Genomic DNA, 21,919 nt, shown 5'->3' on the forward strand with positions numbered 1-21,919 from the left:
TAACAACGCCATGAGCGAAGACCGATCGAGCAACGGGCAAAAGTCCTGGCTGGAAAAAATCACCCAGGCTTTTGTCCATGAGCCGAAGAACCGCCAGGAGCTCCTGGAGCTTCTGCGGGAAGCACACAGCAACAAATTACTGGACAGCGAAGCCCTGAGCATCGTCGAGGGCGCCATCCAGGTGGCCGACCTGCAAGTCCGGGATATTATGGTCCCGCGCTCTCAGATGGTAACCATCAAGTCTGTCCAGCCACCAAAGGACTTCCTCCCGGCGGTGATCGATTCCGCCCACTCTCGCTACCCGGTCATGGGTGAAAACCATGACGAGGTGCTGGGCGTGCTGTTGGCCAAGGACCTGTTGCCGTTGATTCTCCAGGGCAGCACAGACGGCTTTAACGTAAAGGACATGCTGCGCCCGGCCACGTTTGTGCCCGAATCCAAGCGCCTGAACGTGTTGCTGCGCGAGTTTCGCGCCAACCATAACCACATGGCGATCGTGATCGACGAGTACGGCGGCGTGGCCGGCCTGGTCACCATCGAGGACGTGCTGGAGCAGATCGTAGGCGATATCGAGGACGAACACGACGTCGAGGAAGACAGCTACATCAAGCCGCTTCCCAGCGGGGACTTTCTGGTCAAAGCCCTTACGCCGATCGAAAACTTTAACGAATCCTTCGACAGTGATTTTTCCGACGACGAATTCGATACCATCGGCGGCCTGGTGATGAGCGCGTTCGGGCACCTGCCTAAACGCAACGAAACCACTGAGATCGGTAACTACCGTTTCCGCATCCTTAATGCCGATAGCCGCCGCATACACCTGCTGCGCCTGACCCCGATCAACCGCTAGAGAGCACTATGCGTTGGATGACCCACCCCGGCTGGCCCGGTAACCTGCTGGCCGCGGTGGCTGGAGGCCTCACCACCCTGGCCTTGGCGCCGTTCGATCTCTGGCCGTTGGCCGTGGTATCACTGGCACTGTTCTACCTGGGCCTGCGTCAGCTCTCCCCACGCCAGGCGCTGCTGAGGGGCTGGTGCTACGGTTTCGGCACTTTTGCCGCAGGCACCAGCTGGATCTACGTCAGCATTCATACCTACGGCGGAGCTTCGGCCCTGCTGGCAGGGCTGTTGATGCTCGGCTTTATCGCCGGGGTCGCGCTCTTTTTCGCGCTACCGGCCTGGCTGTGGGCGCGCCTGATTCGTCGTGATCAGGCGCCGCTGGGCGATGCCTTAGGGTTTGCCGCACTATGGGTGGCCCAAGAGGCATTTCGTGGGTGGTTCCTCACCGGCTTCCCTTGGCTTTACATGGGGTACAGCCAAATGGACGGCCCCTTGGCGGGCTTGGCTCCGGTAGGTGGATTGTGGCTGGTCTCCTTCGCCTTGGCGCTTACGGCCGCGTTGCTCTGCAACCTGCCCCGCTTACGCTCGGCCAAGCCTGCGCTGGCCGCTGGGGCGCTGTTACTGCTGGCACCCTGGCTGGTTGCCTTGATGGTGAATGGCAAAGCCTGGACTTCCCCCATGGGCAACCCCCTTAGCGTGGCGGCGTTCCAAGGCAACATTGCCCAAAGCCTGAAGTGGGACCCCGCGCAGATCGACGCGCAGCTGGCGCTCTACCGTGACCTCACGTTGGGCGCCCGCCGCACGGATTTGATCGTCTGGCCAGAAACCGCCGTGCCGGTCCTGCTCAACAGCGCTCAGGGGTACCTGGATCGGCTTGGCGATTTCGCTAACAGCCGGCAATCGGCGCTGATCACTGGCGTGCCTATCCGCCAAGACGTCGATCAGCAGCGCCGTTACTACAACGGCATCACGGTGGTTGGCGAAGGCAATGGCACGTACCTGAAGCAGAAACTGGTGCCGTTCGGCGAGTACGTGCCCTTGCAAGAACTGCTGCGTGGATTGATCGCCTTCTTCGACCTGCCCATGTCGGACTTCGCCCGAGGGCCGGCTGACCAGCCCTTGCTGAACGCCAAGGGTTACCGGATCGCGCCCTATATCTGCTACGAAGTGGTCTACCCCGAGTTCGCCGCTGGCATGGCGGCACGCAGCGACCTGCTTCTGACGATCAGCAACGATACCTGGTTCGGCACCTCCATCGGCCCGCTGCAACACCTGCAAATGGCGCGCATGCGGGCCTTGGAAGCGGGCCGCTGGATGATCCGCGCCACCAACAGTGGAGTTACGGCGCTGATTGACCCTTATGGACAGATCACCGAGCGCTTGCCTTCATTCGAGGTGGGTGTGATGTATGGCGAGGTGATGCCCATGAGCGGCCTTACCCCTTACCTGCACTGGCGCTCCTGGCCGCTAATTAGCCTGTGCGCGTTGATTTTCGCCTGGGCCATCTGGCGGGGCCGGCTGGCAAAGCCAGCACTGGCCACCTCCACGGCTCAATAGAACAGGCGGTAGCCTAGCTGACCAACAGCTTCGTTCAGCAGTTGGCTGCTTTGCCAAAAGGCCTTGGCATCGGGCACCCAGCCACCCCAGGGGCGCCCGCTACTGCGGCCAAGAAAGCCCACCGGCGCACTCACTACTTGCAGGCCTGCATGCTCGAAGCTCCAGCGTGCGCGGGGTAAATGCCATGCCTGGGTTACCACTACCACACGCTCAATGCCTTCGGCCTTGAGCATATGTGCGCTGAACTCGGCATTTTCCCAGGTGGTGCGGCTTTGGGATTCCAGCCAATGGGTGGTCACACCGAAATCCTGCTGCAACGACTCAGCCATGATCTCGGCTTCACTGGGCGGCTGGCCATAATGCAACCCGCCAGAGGTCAGAATGGGCAAGCCGCTGGCCTTGGCCAGGCGCGCGGCATAGCGCAGGCGCTCCAATGCCACGCCGGTAGGCTGATCCTCGCCATTCCAGGCAGGATCGCCCCGCTCTCGGCCTGCGCCTAACACCACGATCGCTTGAGCCTGTTGGCCAAGGCTGGCCCAACTCGCTGGCGGCAAGGGCGGTTCGGTTTCCAGCGCCGAAGCCCCCAACCGCACCATGGCAGGCAGGCTCATCAGGGTTAGGCCTATCACGCCCATCAGCATGCAGGTATTGGCTAACCTAGGGGCGCGACGGCGTAACAACCACCCGGCCAGCAATAGCACAATAAGAATGCCCGGCGGGAACAGCAGTTGTTTGAGTAGGTAGCGGGGAAGCATCGGGCACCTCTGCCAAGGAGAAAGCCCAAGCCTAACAGGTGCGCTGGCGTTAGCGGCGACGCTTATCCTTGAGCCAGACCACTTTTCCCGCCGACTCACGAGAGGGCCGGTTGACCGCCTTGTGCGGGTTCACGCACGCGTGCAGGTAGGCGCTGAGCCATTCGAATTCAGCCGCGCTGAGCCCTTTTAGCTCAAGCTCATCTGGCATTTCCTTGCGCAAATGCACAGCGGTACGCGCCGCGTCCAAGGCCAGCCCTAGGCGGTCGATCAAGCGCTCGTACAGCGCCGGTTCCATGGTTGTGAGATGTGTTTGCACCATCCGCTTACCCCTCTACTGTCGAGACTTCGTTCCCCACCCAACAGCTTAGCGCCACCGGCCAGGGAGGGCTGGCGCCGCGACCAACGGAGGCAGGGCAGCAATCAGCGTTTCACAGGTTCCACGGGGGTCATGTATGCTACGGCGTTCATCAAGACACTGGATCGTTGGCCGCTGCGCACGTCAGCCCGGGTCACCCACTTCCCCAGCCAAAAGTAGCCATGCACGAACTCTACCAGCCTCGCGAAATCGAAGCCGCCGCCCAAGCTTTCTGGGATGCGCGCAAGTCCTTTGAAGTCAGTGAAGAGCCCGGCAAGCCGACCTATTACTGCCTTTCCATGTTCCCGTACCCCAGCGGCAAGCTCCACATGGGGCACGTGCGCAACTACACCATCGGCGACGTGATCGCACGCTACCAGCGCATGCTCGGCAAAAACGTGCTGCAGCCCATGGGTTGGGACGCCTTCGGCATGCCGGCGGAAAACGCCGCCATGAAAAACAACGTGGCGCCGGCGAAGTGGACGTACGAAAACATCGCCTACATGAAGACCCAGCTCAAAAGCCTGGGCCTGGCGATCGACTGGTCCCGTGAAGTCACCACCTGCAAGCCGGATTACTACCGCTGGGAGCAGTGGCTGTTCACCCGCCTGTTCGAAAAGGGCGTGATCTACCGCAAGAACGGCACGGTGAACTGGGACCCGGTGGACCAGACCGTGCTGGCCAACGAGCAGGTGATCGACGGCCGCGGCTGGCGCTCGGGCGCCGTGATCGAGAAGCGGGAAATCCCGATGTACTACTTCAAGATCACCGCCTATGCCGAAGAGTTGCTGCAAAGCCTCGACGACCTGCCGGGCTGGCCAGAGCAGGTCAAGACCATGCAGCGCAACTGGATCGGCAAATCCAAGGGCATGGAAGTACGCTTCCCTTACAACCAGGCCTCCATTGGCGAAGCCGGCGCGCTTAAGGTCTTCACCACTCGCCCGGATACCCTGATGGGCGCTACCTACGTGGCCGTGGCCGCCGAGCACCCGCTGGCGACCCTGGCCGCTCGCGGTAACCCTGAGCTTCAAGCGTTCATCGCTGAGTGCAAGGCAGGCAGCGTGGCCGAGGCCGACGTAGCCACCCAAGAGAAAAAGGGCCGCGCCACGGATCTTTTCGTGGAGCACCCACTGACCGGCGAAAAGCTGCCGGTCTGGGTTGCCAACTATGTGCTGATGCACTACGGCGACGGCGCGGTCATGGCCGTGCCCGCCCATGATGAGCGCGATTTCGAATTCGCCACCCAGTATGGCCTGCCCATCAAGCCCGTGGTACGCACCAGCGCCGGGGACACCACCCCTGCCCCGTGGCAAGCGGCCTACGGCGAACACGGCCAGTTGATCAACTCGGGTGAGTTCGACGGCCTGGACTTCGAGGGCGCGTTCGACGCCATGGAAGTGGCCCTGCTTAAGAAAGACCTCGGCCAGGCTCGCGTGCAGTACCGCCTGCGCGACTGGGGCATCAGCCGCCAGCGCTACTGGGGCTGCCCGATCCCGATCGTGCATTGCGACGCCTGCGGTGATGTGCCCGTGCCTGAAGACCAGTTGCCGGTGGTACTGCCAGAAGACGTGGTACCCGATGGCGCAGGCTCCCCCCTGGCACGCCTGCCAGAATTCTACGAGTGCGCCTGCCCCCGCTGCGGCCAGGCCGCCCGGCGCGAAACCGACACCATGGACACCTTCGTGGAATCGTCCTGGTATTTCGCCCGCTACGCTTCGCCTCATTATGAGGGCGGCCTGGTGGACCCGGCCGCGGCCAACCACTGGCTGCCCGTAGACCAGTACATCGGCGGGATCGAACACGCCATTCTGCACCTGCTGTATGCGCGCTTCTTCCACAAGCTGATGCGCGACGAAGGCCTGGTCACCTCCAGCGAGCCCTTCAAGAACCTGCTGACCCAGGGCATGGTCATCGCCGAAACCTACTACCGCAACGAAGCCAATGGCGGCAAAACTTGGTTCAACCCCGCCGATGTGGACCTGGAGCGGGATGCCAAGGCCAAGGTGATCAGCGCGCGGCTGCGCAGCGATGGCCTGCCGGTGGAAATTGGCGGGACCGAGAAGATGTCCAAGTCCAAGAACAACGGCGTCGACCCACAGTCGATGATCGATCAGTTCGGTGCCGACACCTGCCGCTTGTTCATGATGTTCGCCTCGCCGCCCGACATGAGCGCCGAGTGGTCCGACACCGGTGTAGAAGGCGCCAATCGCTTCCTGCGCCGCGTTTGGCGCCTTGCCCAGGCTCATGTAAGCCAAGGCCTACCAAAGGCGCTGAACGTAGATGGGCTCAACGACGGCCAGAGGCTCGTGCGCCGCGCCACCCACCTGGCAATCCGCCAGGCCAGCCAGGATGTGGGCCAGCACCACAAGTTCAACACCGCCATCGCCCAGGTGATGACGTTAATGAACGTGCTGGAAAAAGCCCCTCAGGCCAGCGAGCAAGACCGCGCGCTGCTGCATGAAGGCCTGGAGGCAGTAACCCTGCTGTTGGCACCAATCACGCCACACCTGTCCCATGAGCTGTGGCAGCGCTTGGGCCACGAGACACCGGTGATCGACGCTGCTTGGCCTACCCATGACGAAGCGGCCCTGGCCCAAGACACGCTGACCTTGGTGATTCAGGTCAACGGCAAGCTGCGTGGGCAGATCGACATGCCTGCTGGCGCCAGCCGCGAAGCCATCGAAACGGCGGCTCGCGCCAATGAAAACGTGCTGCGTTTCACTGAAGGCCAGACCATTCGTAAGGTTATCGTGGTACCCGGTAAGCTGGTCAACATCGTCGCTAACTGATCCCGGTCCCAGGGCGTTCTCGAACGCCTTGGGATGCGCAGGCTAAAAAGGTTTGAAGGAGCAACAAGCATGATCAAACGTAACTTGCTGGTACTGGGGCTCGCGACGCTGCTAAGCGCGTGCGGCTTCCACCTGCGTGGTACCGGCACCAATGAAATGGCTGTCAAAGAAATGGACCTCAAGGCCCGTGATGCTTATGGTCAGACGGTCAAAGACCTGCGCGCGGCGCTTGAGCGCAGTGGCGTCAAGGTCGTGAGCGGCGCGCCTTACACGCTGAACCTCACCCAGGAGAGCGAAGACAGCCGCAGCGCTACCTACACTGGCTCTTCTCGCACCGCCGAATACGAACTCAGCCTGCGTGTGGACTACACCATCACCGGCGATCAACAGCGGGTACTGCTGGATGATCACATGGATGTACAAAAGGTGTACGTACACGACAGCAATAACCTGACCGGCTCCGATCAGGAATCCAGCCGCGTACGCGCTGAAATGCGCCGTGAGCTGATTCAGCGCATGATGCTGCGCCTGGCACGGCTTACCCCGGCCGAGCTGCAGAAGCGCCAGGCGGAAGTTAATGCCAAGGCCGAGGCGGACGCTGCTGCTGAAGCCGAGGCCCAGCGCATTCGTGATCAAACGCCGCAACAGTCCCCCATGCAATTGCCGGCGCAGTGATCAGCCGCGGTAACCGCCCAGGGGCCAGTTGATGAAACTCGCGCCGGCCCAACTGGGCAAGCATCTGCAGGGCACGCTGGCCCCCATCTACATCATCAGTGGCGATGAGCCGTTGTTGTGCCAGGAGGCGGCCGACGCGGTGCGTGCCGCTGCCCGCCGTCAGGGTTTCGATGAGCGCCAGGTGTTCAACGCCGATGCCAACTTCGACTGGGGCAGCTTGCTCCAGGCCGGGGCCAGCCTGTCGTTGTTCGCAGAAAGGCGTTTGCTAGAGTTGCGTTTGCCCGGTGGCAAGCCGGGTGACAAAGGCGCGGCCGCGCTGCTGGAGTATTGCGGGCGCCCCGCCGAAGACACCCTGTTATTGATCAGCCTGCCTAAGTTGGATGGCAGCGCCCAGAAAACCAAATGGGCTTCCGGTTTGATCAACGCCCCGCACGTACAATTTGTGCAGGTGTGGCCGGTGGATGCCAGCCATTTGCCCCAGTGGATCAGCCAACGGCTTGCGCAGGCCGGCCTGACGGCTCACCCCGAAGCCGTGGAACTGATTGCGGCCAGGGTGGAGGGCAATCTGCTTGCGGCAGCCCAAGAAGTCGAAAAACTTAAATTGCTGGCCGAGGGTAACCAGGTCACCCTAGAAACCGTGCAATCCGCGGTCGCCGACAGCGCGCGCTTCGACGTCTTCGGGCTGGTGGATGCTCTATTGGCCGGCGATGGCGCTCATGCGTTACGGGTGCTGGAAGGGCTTCGTGGCGAGGGGGTAGAAGCGCCGGTGATCCTTTGGGCTGTAGCACGAGAGCTGCGCACGCTTGCGGGTGTGGCTCAGTTGTTCAGTCAAGGCGTACCGTTGGACAAGGCCTTCAGCCAAATGAAACCGCCCGTGTGGGATAAACGCCGCCCTCTGGTAGGCAAAGCCATGCAGCGGTATACCCCATTGCGTTGGAACCAACTGTTACAAGACGCCCAAGCACTGGATGCCCAGATCAAAGGGCAGGCACCGGGCTCGGTCTGGATTGGCCTTTCCAGGCTTAGCCTGCTGATGTGCGGCCAGCGCTTCCCGCTTCCCGCGCAATAGGCCCTTGGCGGCCCAGGCCCGCGGCGTGTTAAGGTTTTCCCACTTCTTTCAATGCTTGGGCCCTTGCATGCTTCTTCGCCGTATCTGCCGCCGTCGCTCCAGCCGAGTTCTGTTCGCGTCCAGCCTGTTCCTTCTCGCTGCCTGTTCGGAAACGCCCACCGCTGCCGATGCCCTGCCCGGCACGCCCGCGGCCGCCAGCGCGGTAACGGCGCCTGAGCTACCCGGCCAGAGTTTTGAGCAATGGCAGGCTGGTTTTCGTGCCCATGCGTTGCAATCCGGTATTCGCAGTGATGTATTCGACGCCGCGTTCAATGGCCTGAGCCCGGACCCGGCCGTGATCCAGGCCGACCGCAGCCAGCCAGAGTTCAGCCGCCCGGTATGGGAATACCTGGATAGCGCGGTATCACCGGTGCGTGTGCGCAAAGGCCAAGCCTTGATGGGGCAATACGCCGATGCCTTGCAGCGTATCGAACAACGCTACGGGGTGGATCGACAGGCGCTGGTAGCGGTGTGGGGCATGGAGAGCAGCTTCGGCCAGTTCCAGGGTGATAAGTCCGTCATCCGCTCGCTCGCGACCCTAGGCTATGAAGGCCGTCGCCCAGGCTTTGCTCAGGAACAGTTGGTCGCGGCCTTGCAGATCATCCAGAACGGGGACATCGACCCTGCCCATATGCTGGGCTCCTGGGCTGGCGCCATGGGCCAGACCCAATTCATTCCTACTACCTATAATGCCCATGCCGTGGACTTCGATGGCGATGGGCGACGGGATATCTGGAACAGCGCCGTGGACGCCCTGGCCTCTACAGCCCAATACCTACAAGCCTCAGGTTGGCAGCGGGGCCAGCCTTGGGGCATGGAGGTGCAACTGCCCTCAGGCTTTGACTATGCGCAAGCAGACGGTAGCCTGCGCAAGCCCGTGGCTGACTGGTTGGCGCAGGGGGTAAAGCTGCCTGCTGGCACCACACTGACACCGGGGCTCGAGGGCGCACAAGCCAACCTATTGTTGCCCGCCGGCTATCGTGGCCCGGCCTTCTTGGTGCTGGACAACTTCCGCGCCATCCTCAAGTACAACAACTCGTCGTCCTATGCCCTGGCGGTGAGCCTGTTGTCTCAACGGTTCTCGTCGGGGGGTTATGTATTAGGTAGTTGGCCGAAGGATGACCTACCCCTAAGCCGTTCTGAGCGGATGGAGCTGCAAACCCTGTTAACCGCTGCTCAATACGATGCTGGTACTGCCGACGGCATCATCGGCGCCAACACGCGCAAAGCCATCCGCGCCGCCCAGCAAGCCCGAGGCTGGCCTGCCGATGGTTACCCCACCCATAAGCTGCTGGAGAGCCTGCGGGGCGCCACCCAATAACAGGGTGGGCGCCAGCGAAGCGCGCGAACTCACAGGCTTTACAGGTGTTGGCTGTACGGCCTGTTCGCGAGCTGCGCTCACTCCTACAAGGGCTCTGCGGTCAATGTGCACGCGAACTGTGCTCGCGCCTACAGGCGGGTGGATTATCGAGCGGTAATGTCTTGGGCCAAAACCAGGCACTGTTTGTCAGCGTCTAGCTGGATCTGAGCCCCTAGGGGCAGGGTCAGGTTGGGGTCGCAATGGCCGCTTCGCCAGCCAGCCAATACAGGAATGCGGGCGTCGGCGAAGGTTTCCTGTACCAAGGCATACAGCGGGCCGAGTTCGACCTTGGCCACATCCCCCAATAGCACCCCACGAAGCCCTTCGAACTTACCGGCCAAGCGGAGCTGATTAAGCGTACGGTCGATCCGGAACAACGGCTCGTTCACGTCTTCGATAAAAAGAATGGCACCGTGGGTGTCGATTACCCACGGCGTGCCAAGGGAAGCACCTATCATCGTGAGGTTGCCGCCGGTTAGCCGCCCTTGGGCATGACCGCCGTGCAAAGTCGTCAATGGCCAATCCGCAGGGTGTGCCACGGTGTCACCCTTTGCCAGCTCACCTCTTAGCATGCGCAACAGCAATGCCTCGGTAGGCGGCAGGCGCGGAGTTAGCAGGTCAGGCCGCAGCATGGGGCCGTGAAAGCTCACTTGGCCGGTTTCCAGCCACAAGGCCTGGTGCAGCGCAGTAAGGTCGCTGTAGCCCACGAACGGCTTAGGGTTGGCCCGGAGCAGGCTATAGTCGATCTTGTCCAGCAACCGGGGGCTGCCATAGCCCCCGCGAATGCACAACACGGCAGCGATGGCAGCGTCAGCATAAGCGGCATGCAGGTCGGCCAAGCGCACCTGATCGCTGCCTGCCAAGTAACCACTGGCCTGGGCCACGCCAGGGAAAATCTTCAGGCCATAGCCATGGCCGGCAGCCCAGGCATGGGCCGCGACCGTATCGAATTGAGCAGGGCCAGCCGGAGCGATAAGGCCCAGGCAATCACCCAGGCTCAACGCGGAAACTGGTTTGCCCGGCACCTCGCTCAAAGCTTGATCTTCGCCTCGTGAGCTTGTTGGTCTGCGTGATACGACGAGCGCACCAGCGGGCCGGATGCCACGTTCTTGAAGCCCAGGCGCTGGCCTTCCTCGGCGAACCAGGCGAAGGTATCAGGGTGAACGAACCGCTGCACCGGCAAGTGGCTACGGGAGGGTTGCAGGTACTGACCCAGGGTAAGCATGTCGATGTCGTGTTCGCGCATCTTGTGCATCACTTCGATCACTTCTTCGTCCGTTTCCCCTAAGCCCAGCATCAGGCCCGATTTGGTGGGTACATGGGGCACGCGCTGCTTGAATTTCTGCAGCAGGTCCAGTGACCAGTCATAATCCGAACCCGGGCGCGCAGCGCGGTAAAGGCGTGGAACAGTTTCCAGGTTGTGGTTGAACACGTCCGGCGGCTCCTGGGCAGTGATATCCAATGCGATATCCATGCGCCCACGGTAATCGGGTACCAGGGTTTCGAGCTGAACACCGGGGGACAGCTTGCGAATCTCCCGCAGGCAGTCGGCAAAGTGCTGGGCACCGCCATCGCGCAGGTCGTCACGGTCTACCGAGGTAATCACCACATACTTCAGGCGCAGGTCAGCGATGGCCACCGCCAGGTTGTGGGGCTCGTCCACGTCCAACGCCTTGGGACGGCCATGGCCCACGTCGCAGAAGGGGCAACGGCGGGTGCAGATGTCGCCCATGATCATGAAGGTAGCGGTACCGCCAGAGAAGCATTCCCCCAGATTTGGGCAGGACGCTTCTTCACACACACTGTGGAGCTTGTGCTTGCGCAACAGCTGCTTGATTCGATCGACTTCCGGCGACACCGGAATACGTACGCGAATCCAGTCGGGCTTTTTAGGCAGCTCATCGGTAGGGATGATCTTTACCGGAATGCGAGCGACCTTTTCGGCGCCGCGCAGCTTTACGCCCGCTTCAACCTTTTTCGGCGCGGGCTTCAGAAGGGCCGCCTCTGGGCTGGCGAGGGTGTCTTGCGCAGTAGTCATATCAGTCGATTCCGCCCGTGAGGGTCGTCTGCTCAGCATAATCGAGGTGTTCGACGAGCTGCGCGCGCAGCTGGGCACTAACCTCGGAAAAGTCTACCCCGGTGGTATGGTCGGCCAGTTGCGTCATGGCAAGGCCAGCATAGCCACACGGGTTGATTCTCTGGAACGGCCGCAGGTCCATGTCCACGTTCATGGCCAGGCCATGGAAGGACCTGCCGTGGCGGATCCTCAGACCCAGGGAGGCAATCTTCGCGCCTCGCACATATACACCAGGGGCATCGGCCTTGGCTTGCGCTTGCACACGGTAATCGCCCAACAAGGCGATAAGCGCCTGCTCGATACGGGTTACCAGGTCCCTCACGCCGAAACCACGCGCGCGCAGATCCAGCATCAGGTAGGCCACCAATTGACCGGGGCCATGATAAGTAACCTGGCCACCGCGATCTACCTGCACCACGGGGATATCACCGGGGAGCAGCACATGTTCGGCCTTGCCCGCCTGGCCCTGGGTAAATACCGGCGGGTGCTGGACCAACCAGACCTCGTCCCCCAGGGTACCCTCACGGGCTTCGTCGGTAAATCGACGCATTGCCTGCCACACCGGTTCGTAAGGTAACAGACCGAGCTCGCGAAAGCCCAGGCAGCCGGGCATCACAGCACCATGTGGACAAAACCGGTGGCCCGCAACGCACTGTTGATATCGCGCAGTTGTTCCTGACCGGTGGCAATGATATGCAGCTGGACGGTGGTGTACTTGCCATTGCTGCTTTGCCGCTCCGCCAGGCTCTTGATATCGACCTTGGCGTATTTGGCGAGGATCTCGATGACTGCATCCTTGAACCCCACGACGGTATCGCCGATTACCTTGATCGGGTAGTCAGGGCAAGGAAATTCAATGATATGAGACTTTACATCTGTGTCTGTCATGGCAGTGACGGCCTCATCAAGCCGTGGAAAAAAGCTACCCCTCCCGCAGCCAGGGGCTGGGGAGGGGTAACCGACGGATCGTTAGTTGAACAAGCCGTAGAAGAATAGGCGAATGCTATCCCACAACCGGCGGAAGATGCCACCCTCCTCCACACCGTCCAGCGCGATGAGGTCTTTGGTTTCCACAACCTTGTCGCCGTTCTTCACTTCCACTTTACCCACAACCTGCCCCTTTTCGATCGGCGCGGTCAATTGAGGGTTCATGGTCATGCTGGCTTGCAGGTTTTTCAGCTGGCCACGTGGCAGGGTCATGGTCAGGTCTTCTGCCAGGCCTGCCTTGACTTCATTGGTGGTGCCCTTCCAGACCGGAGCCTTGTTCAGCTCGGTACCGGCTTTATAGAAGGTTTGGGTTTCGAAGAAGCGGAAGCCGTAGGTCAGCAACTTTTGCGTTTCGGCGGCGCGAGCCTGTTCGCTGCTGGTGCCGAACACTACCGCGATCAGACGGGTGCCATCACGTACGGCCGAGGCCACCATGCAATAGCCGGCTTCCTGGGTGTGGCCGGTTTTCAGGCCATCGACGGTCTTGTCGCGCCATAGCAGCAGGTTACGATTGGGCTGCTTGATGTTGTTCCAGAAGAACTCCTTCTGGGAGTAGATCGCATAGTGGGCGGGGTCTTCATGAATGATGGCCCGTGCCAGGATCGCCATGTCGTGCGCGGATGCGTAGTGGTCTGGGTTCGGCAGGCCCGTTGGGTTCATGAAGTGGCTGTTGTCCATGCCCAGCTTCTTGGCTGTGGCATTCATCATGTCGGCGAAGGCGTCTTCGCTGCCAGCGATATGTTCGGCCAGGGCCACGGTGGCGTCGTTGCCGGACTGAATGATGATCCCGTGCAGCAGGTCGCTGACAGTCACCTGGGAGCCAACCTTGATGAACATCCGCGAACCACCGGTGCGCCAAGCGTTCTCGCTGACGGTCACCAGGTCATTTTCGCCAATCTGCCCGCGACGGATTTCCAGGGTCGCGATGTAGGCAGACATCAGCTTGGTCAGGCTTGCCGGCGGCAGGCGCTCGTCACCGTTGCTGTCGATCAGTACGTTGCCACTGGAGGCCTCCATCAGCACATAGGCGCGCGCGGCCAATTGAGGCGCGGCCGGCACCATCTGATCGGCGGCCCAGGCAGCGGGCGAAAGCAGCAAGGGAACTAGCAAGCACAGGCGTTTGGCAAAGTTGGTGATGTTCATCCGTCTCTCGAGATTACTCATGGCACTGGCCCTATGGGCAAATCTTTTCAAAGCCGTGTAAGGGCTTACGTGGGTGACCGTCCGTGGTGCGCCGCCGGTTCAAGACACGAACCGGCGCGGGCCTGCTTGATCAGTCAGCGGTGACCATGCTCGGCGAGCCGAGGTTGGCCAGGCGAATGCTGTGCTGCACTTGCTGGGCTTCATCCTGAGTTCCGATCGGCCCCAGCCTCACGCGATAGAGCGTTTGCTGGTTGCGAATCGTAGGGCTGGTAAAGGCCGGGGCCTTGACCATGGTACTGAGCTTCGAACGGAGCAGCTCGGCAGCGTCCGGGTTGGCGAAGGCGCCCACCTGGAGATAGAGGCCAGTTGCCTGCGCAGAAGCGTTTTTTTTTGGGTCGATGCTAACCGGTGCCGTGGCCACGGCATGCTGCTGCGGCGGTGGCGTGTACTGTTCGATGGCCCCGGTACTGGGTGTAAGCGCTGGCCGTGCCTGGGCTACCTGAACCGCCGGCTGCTGCAGCACCATGGGCGCGGTTTGGCCACGCTGGGCCCACCATTGCTGCGGGTCAATGCCTTCTACCCGCACGCGAGCGGTGCCGGATTCGGCATAACCGAGCTTTTTAGCGGCGGCGTAGGAGAGGTCAATGATGCGGTCCGAATAAAACGGGCCACGGTCGTTCACCCTTAGGATCACGCTGCGGCTGTTGTCCAGGTTGGTGACCTTCACATAACTGGGCAGCGGCAGCGTTTTATGGGCCGCGCTCATGCCGTAGAGGTCGTACACCTCGCCGTTGGCAGTGTTCTGGCCGTGAAACTTGGTGCCGTACCAAGAGGCCGTTCCCACTGCCACGTAACTGTTGGCCTGCTGAATGGGAAAATAGGTTTTGCCTAGCACAGTGTACGGGTTGGCCTTGTAAGGGCCGGTGTGCAGCGTAGGCACGGCGTCGGGGATGCGAGATACGTCTACGTCCCACCAAGGCGCGCCGTCTTTGTGGGCGCGGTTGATGTCCAGGCCCGGCTGGGCACGCACGGTATACGTAGGGCTGGGGCGAGGCTCGGGCGCACGGCTGCTGGAGCAACTGGCGACCAACAAGGCCATTGCCCCGTAGAACGTCAGCTTCAGTGATGTGCGAAACGGCAAAGCCCGCATTAATTGGTGCCCCGTGCTTGAACCAGCATTTGCGACAATTGGTAAACCGCCATGGCGTACATCGCGCTGCGATTGTACCGGGTGATCACATAGAAGTTCTTCAGGCCCATCCAGTATTCAGGCCCTGCTTCCCCATCGAGCTTGAATGCAACGACCGGCAGGTCATCGCGCAGCGCATCATGACTCGACCACCCTAGCCCTCGCAACTCCCCAACGGTTTTCGTCGGGTCCAGGCCTGGGCTCAGCCCCTCGTCGGCGCGGCTGCCTCGCACATCGGCGCGGCTGACCACAGGCTCGCCCGCGACCCAACCGTGATGGGAGAAGTAACTGGCCACGCTGCCAATGGCATCGACCGGGTCACTCCAGATATTGATATGGCCGTCGCCGTCGAAGTCCACCGCATAGGCTCGGAAGCTGCTGGGCATGAACTGCGGCAAGCCCATGGCCCCGGCATAAGAGCCTTTGAGCGTCATGGGGTCGACTTGCTCATCACGGGCCAGCAGCAAGAACTCGCGCAGCTCCTTGCGGAAGAAGTCAGCTCGGGGAGGATAGTCGAAGCCCAGGGTAGAAAGCGCGTCTATGACCCGGTAATTACCCGTGTTGCGGCCAAAGAAGGTTTCTACGCCGATGATCGCCACTATCACCTGGGCAGGCACACCATACTCTTGCTGAGCACGGGCCAGGGCCGCTTCGTGCTGGCGCCAGAAGTCCACACCACGGGCGATGCGAGCATCGGTGATGAAGATCGGGCGATAATCTTTCCAAGGTTTAACCCGTTCGGCTGGTCGGGAGATGGCATCGAGGATGGCCTGCTTGCGCTCGACCTCACGGAATACCCCCATCAACTGCTCACCGGCAAAGCCGTAATCGCGGGTCATTTCGCCCACGAACTGAGCAACCTGAGGGGAGCCCTCGTAGTCACCGGCTACCGAAGAGCCAGGGTTGCCAAGGATGCCCGCCAGGCCGACCCAAGGAGCGTATCGAGCGACCCAGCCACGCATTGCTTGCATTGAAATCATCACCTTAATCAAACCTGAGCGATCCACTTGCGATGGGTATGGACCGACATCAAAACCCCAAACGCTGACAGTAGCGTCACAAGCGAAGTTCCGCCGTAACTAATGAAGGGCAGGGGCACCCCAACCACGGGCAACAACCCACTTACCATGCCGATATTCACGAACACATACACGAAGAAGGTCATGGTCAGGCTACCCGCCAGCAGCTTGCCGTAGAGGGTTTGCGCCTGGGCTGTGATGACCAGCCCGCGACCAATCAACAACAGATAGATCAGCAGCAGTGCACAGATGCCCACCAACCCGAACTCTTCTCCAAGAACCGCGATGATAAAGTCTGTGTGGCTCTCGGGCAAAAAATCCAGGTGCGACTGGGTGCCCAGCAGCCAGCCTTTACCGAACACGCCCCCTGAACCGATCGCCGCCTTGGACTGGATGATGTTCCAGCCCGTGCCCAAAGGGTCGCTTTCTGGGTCAAGGAAGGTGAGGATCCGCTGCTTTTGGTAGTCGTGCATGATGAAAAACCACATGGCCACCGCCACTGGCACCGCCGCGGCGATTACGCTGAGTATCCAGCGCCAGCGCAGCCCCGCCATGAACAGCACGAAGGCACCCGAGGCCAGGATTAACAGCGAAGTACCCAGGTCGGGCTGACGCACGATAAGCACGAACGGCACACCGATCAACGCCAGGCTGATTACTACATGTTTAAGGTGGGGCGGCAGCGTTCGCTTGGACAGGTACCAGGCAATGGTTGCCGGCATGATGATTTTCATGAATTCCGAGGGCTGGAAGCGAATTACCCCGGGGATGTTGATCCAGCGGGTGGCCCCCATGGCGTTGTGGCCCATGACGTCCACCACCACCAGCAGCACCACCCCGAGCACGTAGGCCAAAGGTACCCAGCGCGCCATGAAACGCGGCTCCAACTGGGCAATGATGAACATCGACACCAGGCCGATGCCGAAGGACGAAGCCTGCTTGATCAGCAGGTCCCAGCTTTTGCCGCTGGCCGAATACAGCACGAACAGGCTGCCCGTGGCCAACGTCAGCAACAACACAAGCAGCGGCCCATCCACGTGGATGCGCTGTAAAAAGGTGGCGCGGCGCCGCATCACGTCTTCGCTGGACAGAATACGGTCGAAATTATTCTTCACGGGCCGTTTTCTCCGGGGCCGTTACGCTGGCGTATTCAGGTTTGAGGTGGCCGTCAGGGCCCAGCAGCCAGGCATCCAGAACCTGGCGCACTACAGGCGCGGCCACGCCCGAGCCGGACTCGCCGTTTTCTACCATTACCGCCACGACGATTCTGGGGGCTTCCGCCGGGGCGAAGCCTACGAACAGGGCGTGGTCTCGGTGCCGCTCTTGAAGCTTGTTGCGGTCGTAGCGCTCACCTTGGCGAATGGCGACCACCTGGGCGGTACCACTTTTGCCGGCGATCCGGTACATCGCGCCTTGGGCCGCCTTACGGGCCGTACCCCGCGCGCCCTGCATCACCTGTTCCATGCCATGGGTGACCCGAGCCCAGTCGCTGGGGTCCCGCAGCACGATATCCGCCATGGGTGAAGGATCGACCGGTGGCTGCTCTTCAATCGTTTTGGCCAGGTGCGGGCGGTTCCAGCGGCCTTTGTTGGCAATCAATGCCGTGGCTTGCGCCAGCTGCAATGGCGTGGCCTGCATATAGCCCTGGCCGATGCCGAGAATCAGGGTTTCGCCGGGGTACCACACCTGCTTGCGGGTAACCCGCTTCCACTCCCGGGAAGGCATCAGGCCTGGAGATTCTTCGAACATGTCCAGGGACACGCGCTGGCCGATACCGAAGCGCCGCAGGTAATCGCCCAGGCGGTCGATGCCCAGCTTATGAGCCAGGTCGTAGAAGTAGGTGTCGTTGGAGCGCATGATGGCCGTGTCCAGGTCAACGAAGCCGTCACCAGTGCGGTTCCAGTTGCGGTACTTGTGATCGTAGTTGGGCAAGGTGTAGTAGCCCGGGTCGAACACACGGCTGGAGGGTGTAACCACGCCACTGTCCAGGCCTGCGATGGCCACCGCGGGCTTGATGGTAGAGCCCGGCGGGTACAGGCCGCGCAGCACCCGGTTGAACAGCGGCCGGTCGATGGAATCCCGCAGTTCGGCGTAGAGCTTGAACGGGATACCGGTCACGAACAGGTTAGGGTCAAAGCTTGGCTGGCTCACCATCGCCAGCACCTCGCCATTGCGCGGGTCAAGCGCCACCACCGCGCCGCGCCGCCCACCCAAGGCGGCTTCGGCGGCTTCTTGCAGCTGGATATCCAGAGTAAGCACGATGTCTTTGCCAGGCACCGGGTCGGTACGCTTGAGCACCCGCAATACCCGGCCTCGGGCGTTGGTTTCGACTTCTTCGTAACCCACCTGGCCGTGAAGCTCGGCCTCATAGAAGCGCTCCACGCCGGTTTTGCCAATCTGGTGGGTGCCGCTGTAGTTGACCGGGTCCAGGCTTTTGAGCTCTTTCTCGTTGATGCGCCCCATGTACCCTACCGAGTGCGCGAAATGCGCGCCTTGGGGGTAATGACGAGTGAGTTGGGCGACCACTTCCACGCCCGGCAGGCGGAACTGGTTCACAGCGATACGGGCGATCTGCTCCTCGGTGAGCTCTTGCATCACCGGCACCGGCTCGAACGGCCTGCGACCCTGGCGCATGCGTTTTTCGAACAAGGCGCGGTCTTCGGGGGTAAGCTCCAGCACCTCGACGATGCGGTCGAGAATCGCCTCCCAGTCCCCTGCCCGCTCGCGGGTCACGCTGAGGTTAAAGCTGGGACGGTTGTTGGCGATGATCACACCGTTACGGTCGTAAATCAGGCCGCGGCTTGGCGGAATGGGCTGCACATGCACCCGATTGTTTTCCGACAGCGTGGAGTGATACTCGTATTGCACCACCTGCAGGAAATACAGCCGAGCCACCAGGGCAGCCACCAGCACCATTACAACCACCGCGCCCACGACCACGCGCCCACGCACCAGGCGGGCGTCTTTTTCATGGTCCTTGAGGCGGATCGGCTGAGACATCGGCGAAGGCTTTCGGGGCTTATTTATGGTAGGGATGGCCGGACAGCACCGTCCATGCCCGATAAACCTGTTCGCCAATCAGGATACGCACCAGCGGATGAGGCAGCGTGAGCGCCGACAGCGACCAGCGCTGGTCAGCCCTGGCACAGACTTCTGGCGCCAGGCCCTCGGGCCCGCCCACCATGAAGTTCACCGTACGCGCATCCAGCCGCCAGCGCTCCAGCTCACCGGCCAACTGCTCGGTGCTCCAAGACTTGCCGTGGACCTCAAGGGTGACTACACGCTCCCCTGGCTGCACCTTGGCCAGCATCGCTTCGCCTTCCTGGCGGATCAACCGCGCCACGTCGGCGTTCTTCCCCCGGGTATTGAGGGGAATCTCTACCAGCTCCAGTGGCAGCTCGGCCGGCAACCGGCGGGCATATTCCTGCCAGCCGTCCTCGACCCACTTCGGCATACGCGAACCGACCGCGATCAAACGCAAACGCATAATGGCTTATTCAGGCGTGTGCGGATCGAAATGGGTGTAGTCCGGCGCGTGTTGTGCACGGCTTTGCTCCGCGCCCTGCCATAGGCGCTCCAGGTCATAGAACTGACGCGCGGCGGAGGTCATCACATGCACCACCACATCGCCCAGGTCCAGCAGCACCCAGTCGCTGTCGCCCTTGCCTTCTTCGCTCAGCGGCTGCACGCCCTGGGCTTTTACCTTTTCACGTACGTGCTCGACCATGGAGTTGACGTGGCGGTTGGAGGTACCGGTGGCGATCAACATGTAGTCGGTAATACTGGTTTTGTCTTTCACGTCGATGCTGAGGACGTCCTGGGCCTTGATGTCCTCAAGGGCCGCGGTCGCCAGTTGAACCAGCTCTTCGCTTTTCATTGCATGCTTCTTCATATAACACTCATCAACTTGTGTGTGCGGGGCGCGGGCTATTCCGCGACTGCCCGGTCAATTGGGCGCGCGGTAAAGCCCGTGCGCCTCGATGTAGGCCAATACTGCGTCCGGCACCAGATAACGAACCGACTTGCCACTGGCCAGCAGCTGGCGGATCTGGGTAGCGGACACCGCCAGGGGTGTCTGCCAGACGAAAGCAATCTGCCCCGCTGCCCCTTGAAGGGCAGTGGGGGCGCTGACCGCGCGAGCGGCCAACAGGTTACGCAGGGCATCGGGCGGCTCACTGTCGGCGTCTGGCCGTTGCAGCACGATGATATGGCAGTACTGAAGCAGTTCGCTCCAACGGTGCCAGCCCGGTAGCCCGCAAAAGGCATCCCAACCCAACAATAGAAACAGCTGGTCACCCATAGCCAGCTCGGCGCGCACCGCTTCTAGCGTGTCGATGGTCCAGGACGGCCGATCTCGGAGCAGCTCACGCCCATCCACGCACAAGGGCGCGACGCCCAGTACCGCCCGCTCAACCATCTCCAGCCGCTGCTCGGCGCTCACCCGTGGCTGATCGCGGTGCGGTGGCCGGGCATTGGGTACCAGGCGCAGTTCGTGCAGTTCCAGCACGCCGGCCACCTCCAGCGCGCTGCGCAGGTGGCCGATATGCACGGGGTCGAAGGTTCCGCCTAGCAGGCCTATGCGCTTGCGCGGGGATACTGGAGCCTGCAACGGCGCCCGTGCCTCGATGCTCAATGGGCGCTCGACTCGCCGCGCAGCTGGCCGTCGCCAATGACCACGTACTTTTCACAGGTCAGCCCTTCGAGGCCCACTGGGCCACGGGCGTGGAGTTTGTCAGTGGAAATGCCGATTTCCGCGCCCAGGCCGTACTCGAAGCCATCGGCGAAGCAGGTAGGAGCGTTGAGCATCACCGAGGCTGAATCCACCTCGGCAAGGAAGCGCCGCGCTTGGCCTTGGTGCTCGCTAACGATGGCATCGGTATGGTGCGAGCCGTAGTGGTTGATGTGCGCGATGGCGGCATCCAGGCCGTCGACTACGCGAATGGACAGCACCGGCGCCAAGTACTCGGTGTGCCAGTCTTCTTCAGTGGCGGGTATTGCGTCGATGAAGGCGCGGGTATGCTCACAGCCACGCAGTTCCACGCCCTTCTCCACCAGCCGTGCCGCCATGGCAGGCAGGAAGGCTGACGCCACGCACGTATCGACCAGCAAGGTTTCCATGGCCCCGCAAATGCCGTAACGGTAGGTTTTGGCGTTCAGCGCAATGCGCTTGGCCTTGGCCAGGTCGGCATGGGCCGACACATAGACATGGCAGATGCCATCGAGGTGCTTGATCACCGGCACCCGGGCGTCGCGACTGACCCGCTCGATCAGCCCTCGGCCGCCACGGGGCACGATGATATCCACGTACTCGGGCATGCTTATAAGTGCCCCCACCGCCGCGCGATCCGTGGTTTCCACCACTTGCACCACGGTGGCGGGCAGGCCAGCGGCCTCCAGCCCCTTGCCGATACAGGCGGCGATGGCGCGGTTGGAATGAATGGCCTCCGAGCCGCCGCGCAGAATGGTGGCGTTGCCGGCCTTCAGGCACAGGCTGGCGGCGTCAATGGTCACGTTGGGCCGAGACTCGTAGATGATGCCAACCACGCCCAGGGGCACGCGCATCTTGCCCACCTGAATGCCCGAAGGCCGGTAGCTCATGTCGCGAATAGCGCCCACGGGGTCGGGCAATGCCGCTACCTGACGCAAGCCGGCGATCATGCCGTCGATCCGGGCCGGGGTGAGTACCAGGCGGTCCAGCAAGGCAGGCTCCAGGCCGTTGGCACGGGCGCTGGCCATGTCCTGCTCGTTAGCGGCGGCCAGCGCTTCGCGCGCCTGGTCGAGTGCCTCGGCGGTGGCTAGCAAGGCCTGATTCTTCACGCCTGTACTGGCACGCGCAATGAGTCGCGCGGCTTCGCGCGCGGCGTGACCAAGGCGGTGCATGTAATCGAGAACAGGCTCAGTCATGGTTCCATGGCTTGGAAAAGAGGAAAGCCGCTGATTATAGCCGTGACGGGTAACGACTAACAGCGGTGCCGGGCAGATGGTTACAAACAAGCGTCTTTAGCGCGCTGAAACCTTTCGCGTTCGCTTGCTATCATCTGTATTCATTCCCCAGGCTTTTGTTT

21 protein-coding genes are annotated in these 21,919 nt (G+C 61.7%); 6 read left to right on the plus strand and 15 right to left on the minus strand.

Annotated elements, in window-relative coordinates; genetic code table 11:
• Positions 1-10 precede the first annotated feature (10 nt).
• Together ACWKV4_RS01770 and lnt are read left to right on the plus strand one after the other, a co-directional pair.
• Complete coding sequence (locus ACWKV4_RS01770) at positions 11-850, plus strand: HlyC/CorC family transporter (protein WP_483830408.1); 840 nt, start codon at positions 11-13, stop codon at positions 848-850.
• A gap of 8 nt (positions 851-858) precedes the next feature.
• Positions 859-2,397 carry an apolipoprotein N-acyltransferase gene (gene lnt, locus ACWKV4_RS01775; protein WP_483830409.1) on the plus strand — a complete coding sequence of 513 codons (1,539 nt, stop codon included), beginning with the start codon at positions 859-861 and terminating at the stop codon, positions 2,395-2,397.
• Here the strand turns inward: lnt and ACWKV4_RS01780 are convergent.
• The gene (locus ACWKV4_RS01780) at positions 2,391-3,152 is read right to left on the minus strand and encodes a YdcF family protein (RefSeq protein WP_483830410.1); all 762 of its coding nucleotides are present in this window, start codon (positions 3,150-3,152) and stop codon (positions 2,391-2,393) included. The two genes, lnt and ACWKV4_RS01780, sit on opposite strands and share 7 nt — an antisense overlap.
• 49 nt (positions 3,153-3,201) lie before the next feature.
• The gene (locus ACWKV4_RS01785) at positions 3,202-3,471 is read right to left on the minus strand and encodes a hypothetical protein (RefSeq protein WP_483830411.1); all 270 of its coding nucleotides are present in this window, start codon (positions 3,469-3,471) and stop codon (positions 3,202-3,204) included.
• A gap of 218 nt (positions 3,472-3,689) precedes the next feature.
• On the opposite strand from ACWKV4_RS01785, the gene leuS reads away from it, so the two are divergent.
• The 4 genes from leuS (at position 3,690) to ACWKV4_RS01805 (ending at position 9,400) form a co-directional block, all read left to right on the plus strand.
• Complete coding sequence (gene leuS / locus ACWKV4_RS01790; RefSeq protein WP_483830412.1) at positions 3,690-6,296, plus strand: leucine--tRNA ligase; 2,607 nt, start codon at positions 3,690-3,692, stop codon at positions 6,294-6,296.
• A gap of 69 nt (positions 6,297-6,365) precedes the next feature.
• The gene (locus ACWKV4_RS01795) at positions 6,366-6,971 is read left to right on the plus strand and encodes an LPS-assembly lipoprotein LptE (protein ID WP_483830413.1); all 606 of its coding nucleotides are present in this window, start codon (positions 6,366-6,368) and stop codon (positions 6,969-6,971) included.
• A gap of 31 nt (positions 6,972-7,002) precedes the next feature.
• The gene (holA, locus tag ACWKV4_RS01800; RefSeq protein WP_483830414.1) at positions 7,003-8,040 is read left to right on the plus strand and encodes a DNA polymerase III subunit delta; all 1,038 of its coding nucleotides are present in this window, start codon (positions 7,003-7,005) and stop codon (positions 8,038-8,040) included.
• A 67-nt stretch (positions 8,041-8,107) separates the two neighbouring features.
• A complete protein-coding gene (locus ACWKV4_RS01805; protein ID WP_483830415.1) occupies positions 8,108-9,400 on the plus strand; it encodes a lytic murein transglycosylase in 1,293 nt (430 codons plus the stop codon).
• Between the two features lie 143 nt (positions 9,401-9,543).
• On the opposite strand, the gene ACWKV4_RS01810 is transcribed toward ACWKV4_RS01805, so the two are convergent.
• The 13 genes from ACWKV4_RS01810 to ACWKV4_RS01870 all read right to left on the minus strand — a co-directional run bounded on the left by ACWKV4_RS01810 (position 9,544) and on the right by ACWKV4_RS01870 (position 21,758).
• The gene (locus ACWKV4_RS01810) at positions 9,544-10,473 is read right to left on the minus strand and encodes a S66 peptidase family protein (RefSeq protein ID WP_483830416.1); all 930 of its coding nucleotides are present in this window, start codon (positions 10,471-10,473) and stop codon (positions 9,544-9,546) included.
• Complete coding sequence (gene lipA, locus ACWKV4_RS01815; protein WP_483830417.1) at positions 10,470-11,477, minus strand: lipoyl synthase; 1,008 nt, start codon at positions 11,475-11,477, stop codon at positions 10,470-10,472. Before lipA ends, ACWKV4_RS01810 begins: the two co-directional genes overlap by 4 nt.
• A 1-nt stretch (position 11,478) precedes the next feature.
• Complete coding sequence (gene lipB, locus ACWKV4_RS01820) at positions 11,479-12,129, minus strand: lipoyl(octanoyl) transferase LipB (RefSeq protein WP_483830418.1); 651 nt, start codon at positions 12,127-12,129, stop codon at positions 11,479-11,481.
• Positions 12,129-12,404, minus strand: coding sequence for a DUF493 domain-containing protein (locus ACWKV4_RS01825; protein ID WP_040261588.1), 276 nt, complete (start codon positions 12,402-12,404; stop codon positions 12,129-12,131). The genes lipB and ACWKV4_RS01825 overlap by 1 nt, the downstream gene beginning before the upstream one ends.
• An 81-nt stretch (positions 12,405-12,485) precedes the next feature.
• Positions 12,486-13,646 carry a D-alanyl-D-alanine carboxypeptidase family protein gene (locus ACWKV4_RS01830; RefSeq protein ID WP_483830419.1) on the minus strand — a complete coding sequence of 387 codons (1,161 nt, stop codon included), beginning with the start codon at positions 13,644-13,646 and terminating at the stop codon, positions 12,486-12,488.
• A 130-nt stretch (positions 13,647-13,776) separates the two neighbouring features.
• On the minus strand, positions 13,777-14,796 hold the full coding sequence (locus tag ACWKV4_RS01835) for a septal ring lytic transglycosylase RlpA family protein (protein ID WP_483830420.1): 1,020 nt from the start codon (positions 14,794-14,796) through the stop codon (positions 13,777-13,779).
• Positions 14,796-15,806 carry a lytic murein transglycosylase B gene (gene mltB / locus ACWKV4_RS01840; protein WP_483830421.1) on the minus strand — a complete coding sequence of 337 codons (1,011 nt, stop codon included), beginning with the start codon at positions 15,804-15,806 and terminating at the stop codon, positions 14,796-14,798. Before mltB ends, ACWKV4_RS01835 begins: the two co-directional genes overlap by 1 nt.
• Positions 15,807-15,823: 17 nt before the next feature.
• Positions 15,824-16,927: a rod shape-determining protein RodA gene (gene rodA / locus ACWKV4_RS01845; protein ID WP_483830569.1), complete on the minus strand. Its 1,104-nt coding sequence runs from the start codon at positions 16,925-16,927 to the stop codon at positions 15,824-15,826.
• A 31-nt stretch (positions 16,928-16,958) separates the two neighbouring features.
• The gene (gene mrdA, locus ACWKV4_RS01850; protein ID WP_483830422.1) at positions 16,959-18,854 is read right to left on the minus strand and encodes a penicillin-binding protein 2; all 1,896 of its coding nucleotides are present in this window, start codon (positions 18,852-18,854) and stop codon (positions 16,959-16,961) included.
• Positions 18,855-18,873: 19 nt separating this feature from the next.
• Entirely contained in the window at positions 18,874-19,341 is a 468-nt protein-coding gene (gene rlmH / locus ACWKV4_RS01855; protein WP_483830423.1) for a 23S rRNA (pseudouridine(1915)-N(3))-methyltransferase RlmH, read from the minus strand.
• A gap of 6 nt (positions 19,342-19,347) precedes the next feature.
• Positions 19,348-19,746: a ribosome silencing factor gene (rsfS, locus tag ACWKV4_RS01860; RefSeq protein ID WP_483830424.1), complete on the minus strand. Its 399-nt coding sequence runs from the start codon at positions 19,744-19,746 to the stop codon at positions 19,348-19,350.
• 54 nt (positions 19,747-19,800) lie between these two features.
• Positions 19,801-20,463: a nicotinate-nucleotide adenylyltransferase gene (gene nadD / locus ACWKV4_RS01865; RefSeq protein WP_483830570.1), complete on the minus strand. Its 663-nt coding sequence runs from the start codon at positions 20,461-20,463 to the stop codon at positions 19,801-19,803.
• Between the two features lie 20 nt (positions 20,464-20,483).
• Positions 20,484-21,758, minus strand: a complete 1,275-nt coding sequence (locus tag ACWKV4_RS01870) for a glutamate-5-semialdehyde dehydrogenase (protein WP_483830425.1) — start codon at positions 21,756-21,758, stop codon at positions 20,484-20,486.
• Positions 21,759-21,919 lie beyond the last annotated feature (161 nt).

The organism is Pseudomonas artemisiae (assembly GCF_057128685.1).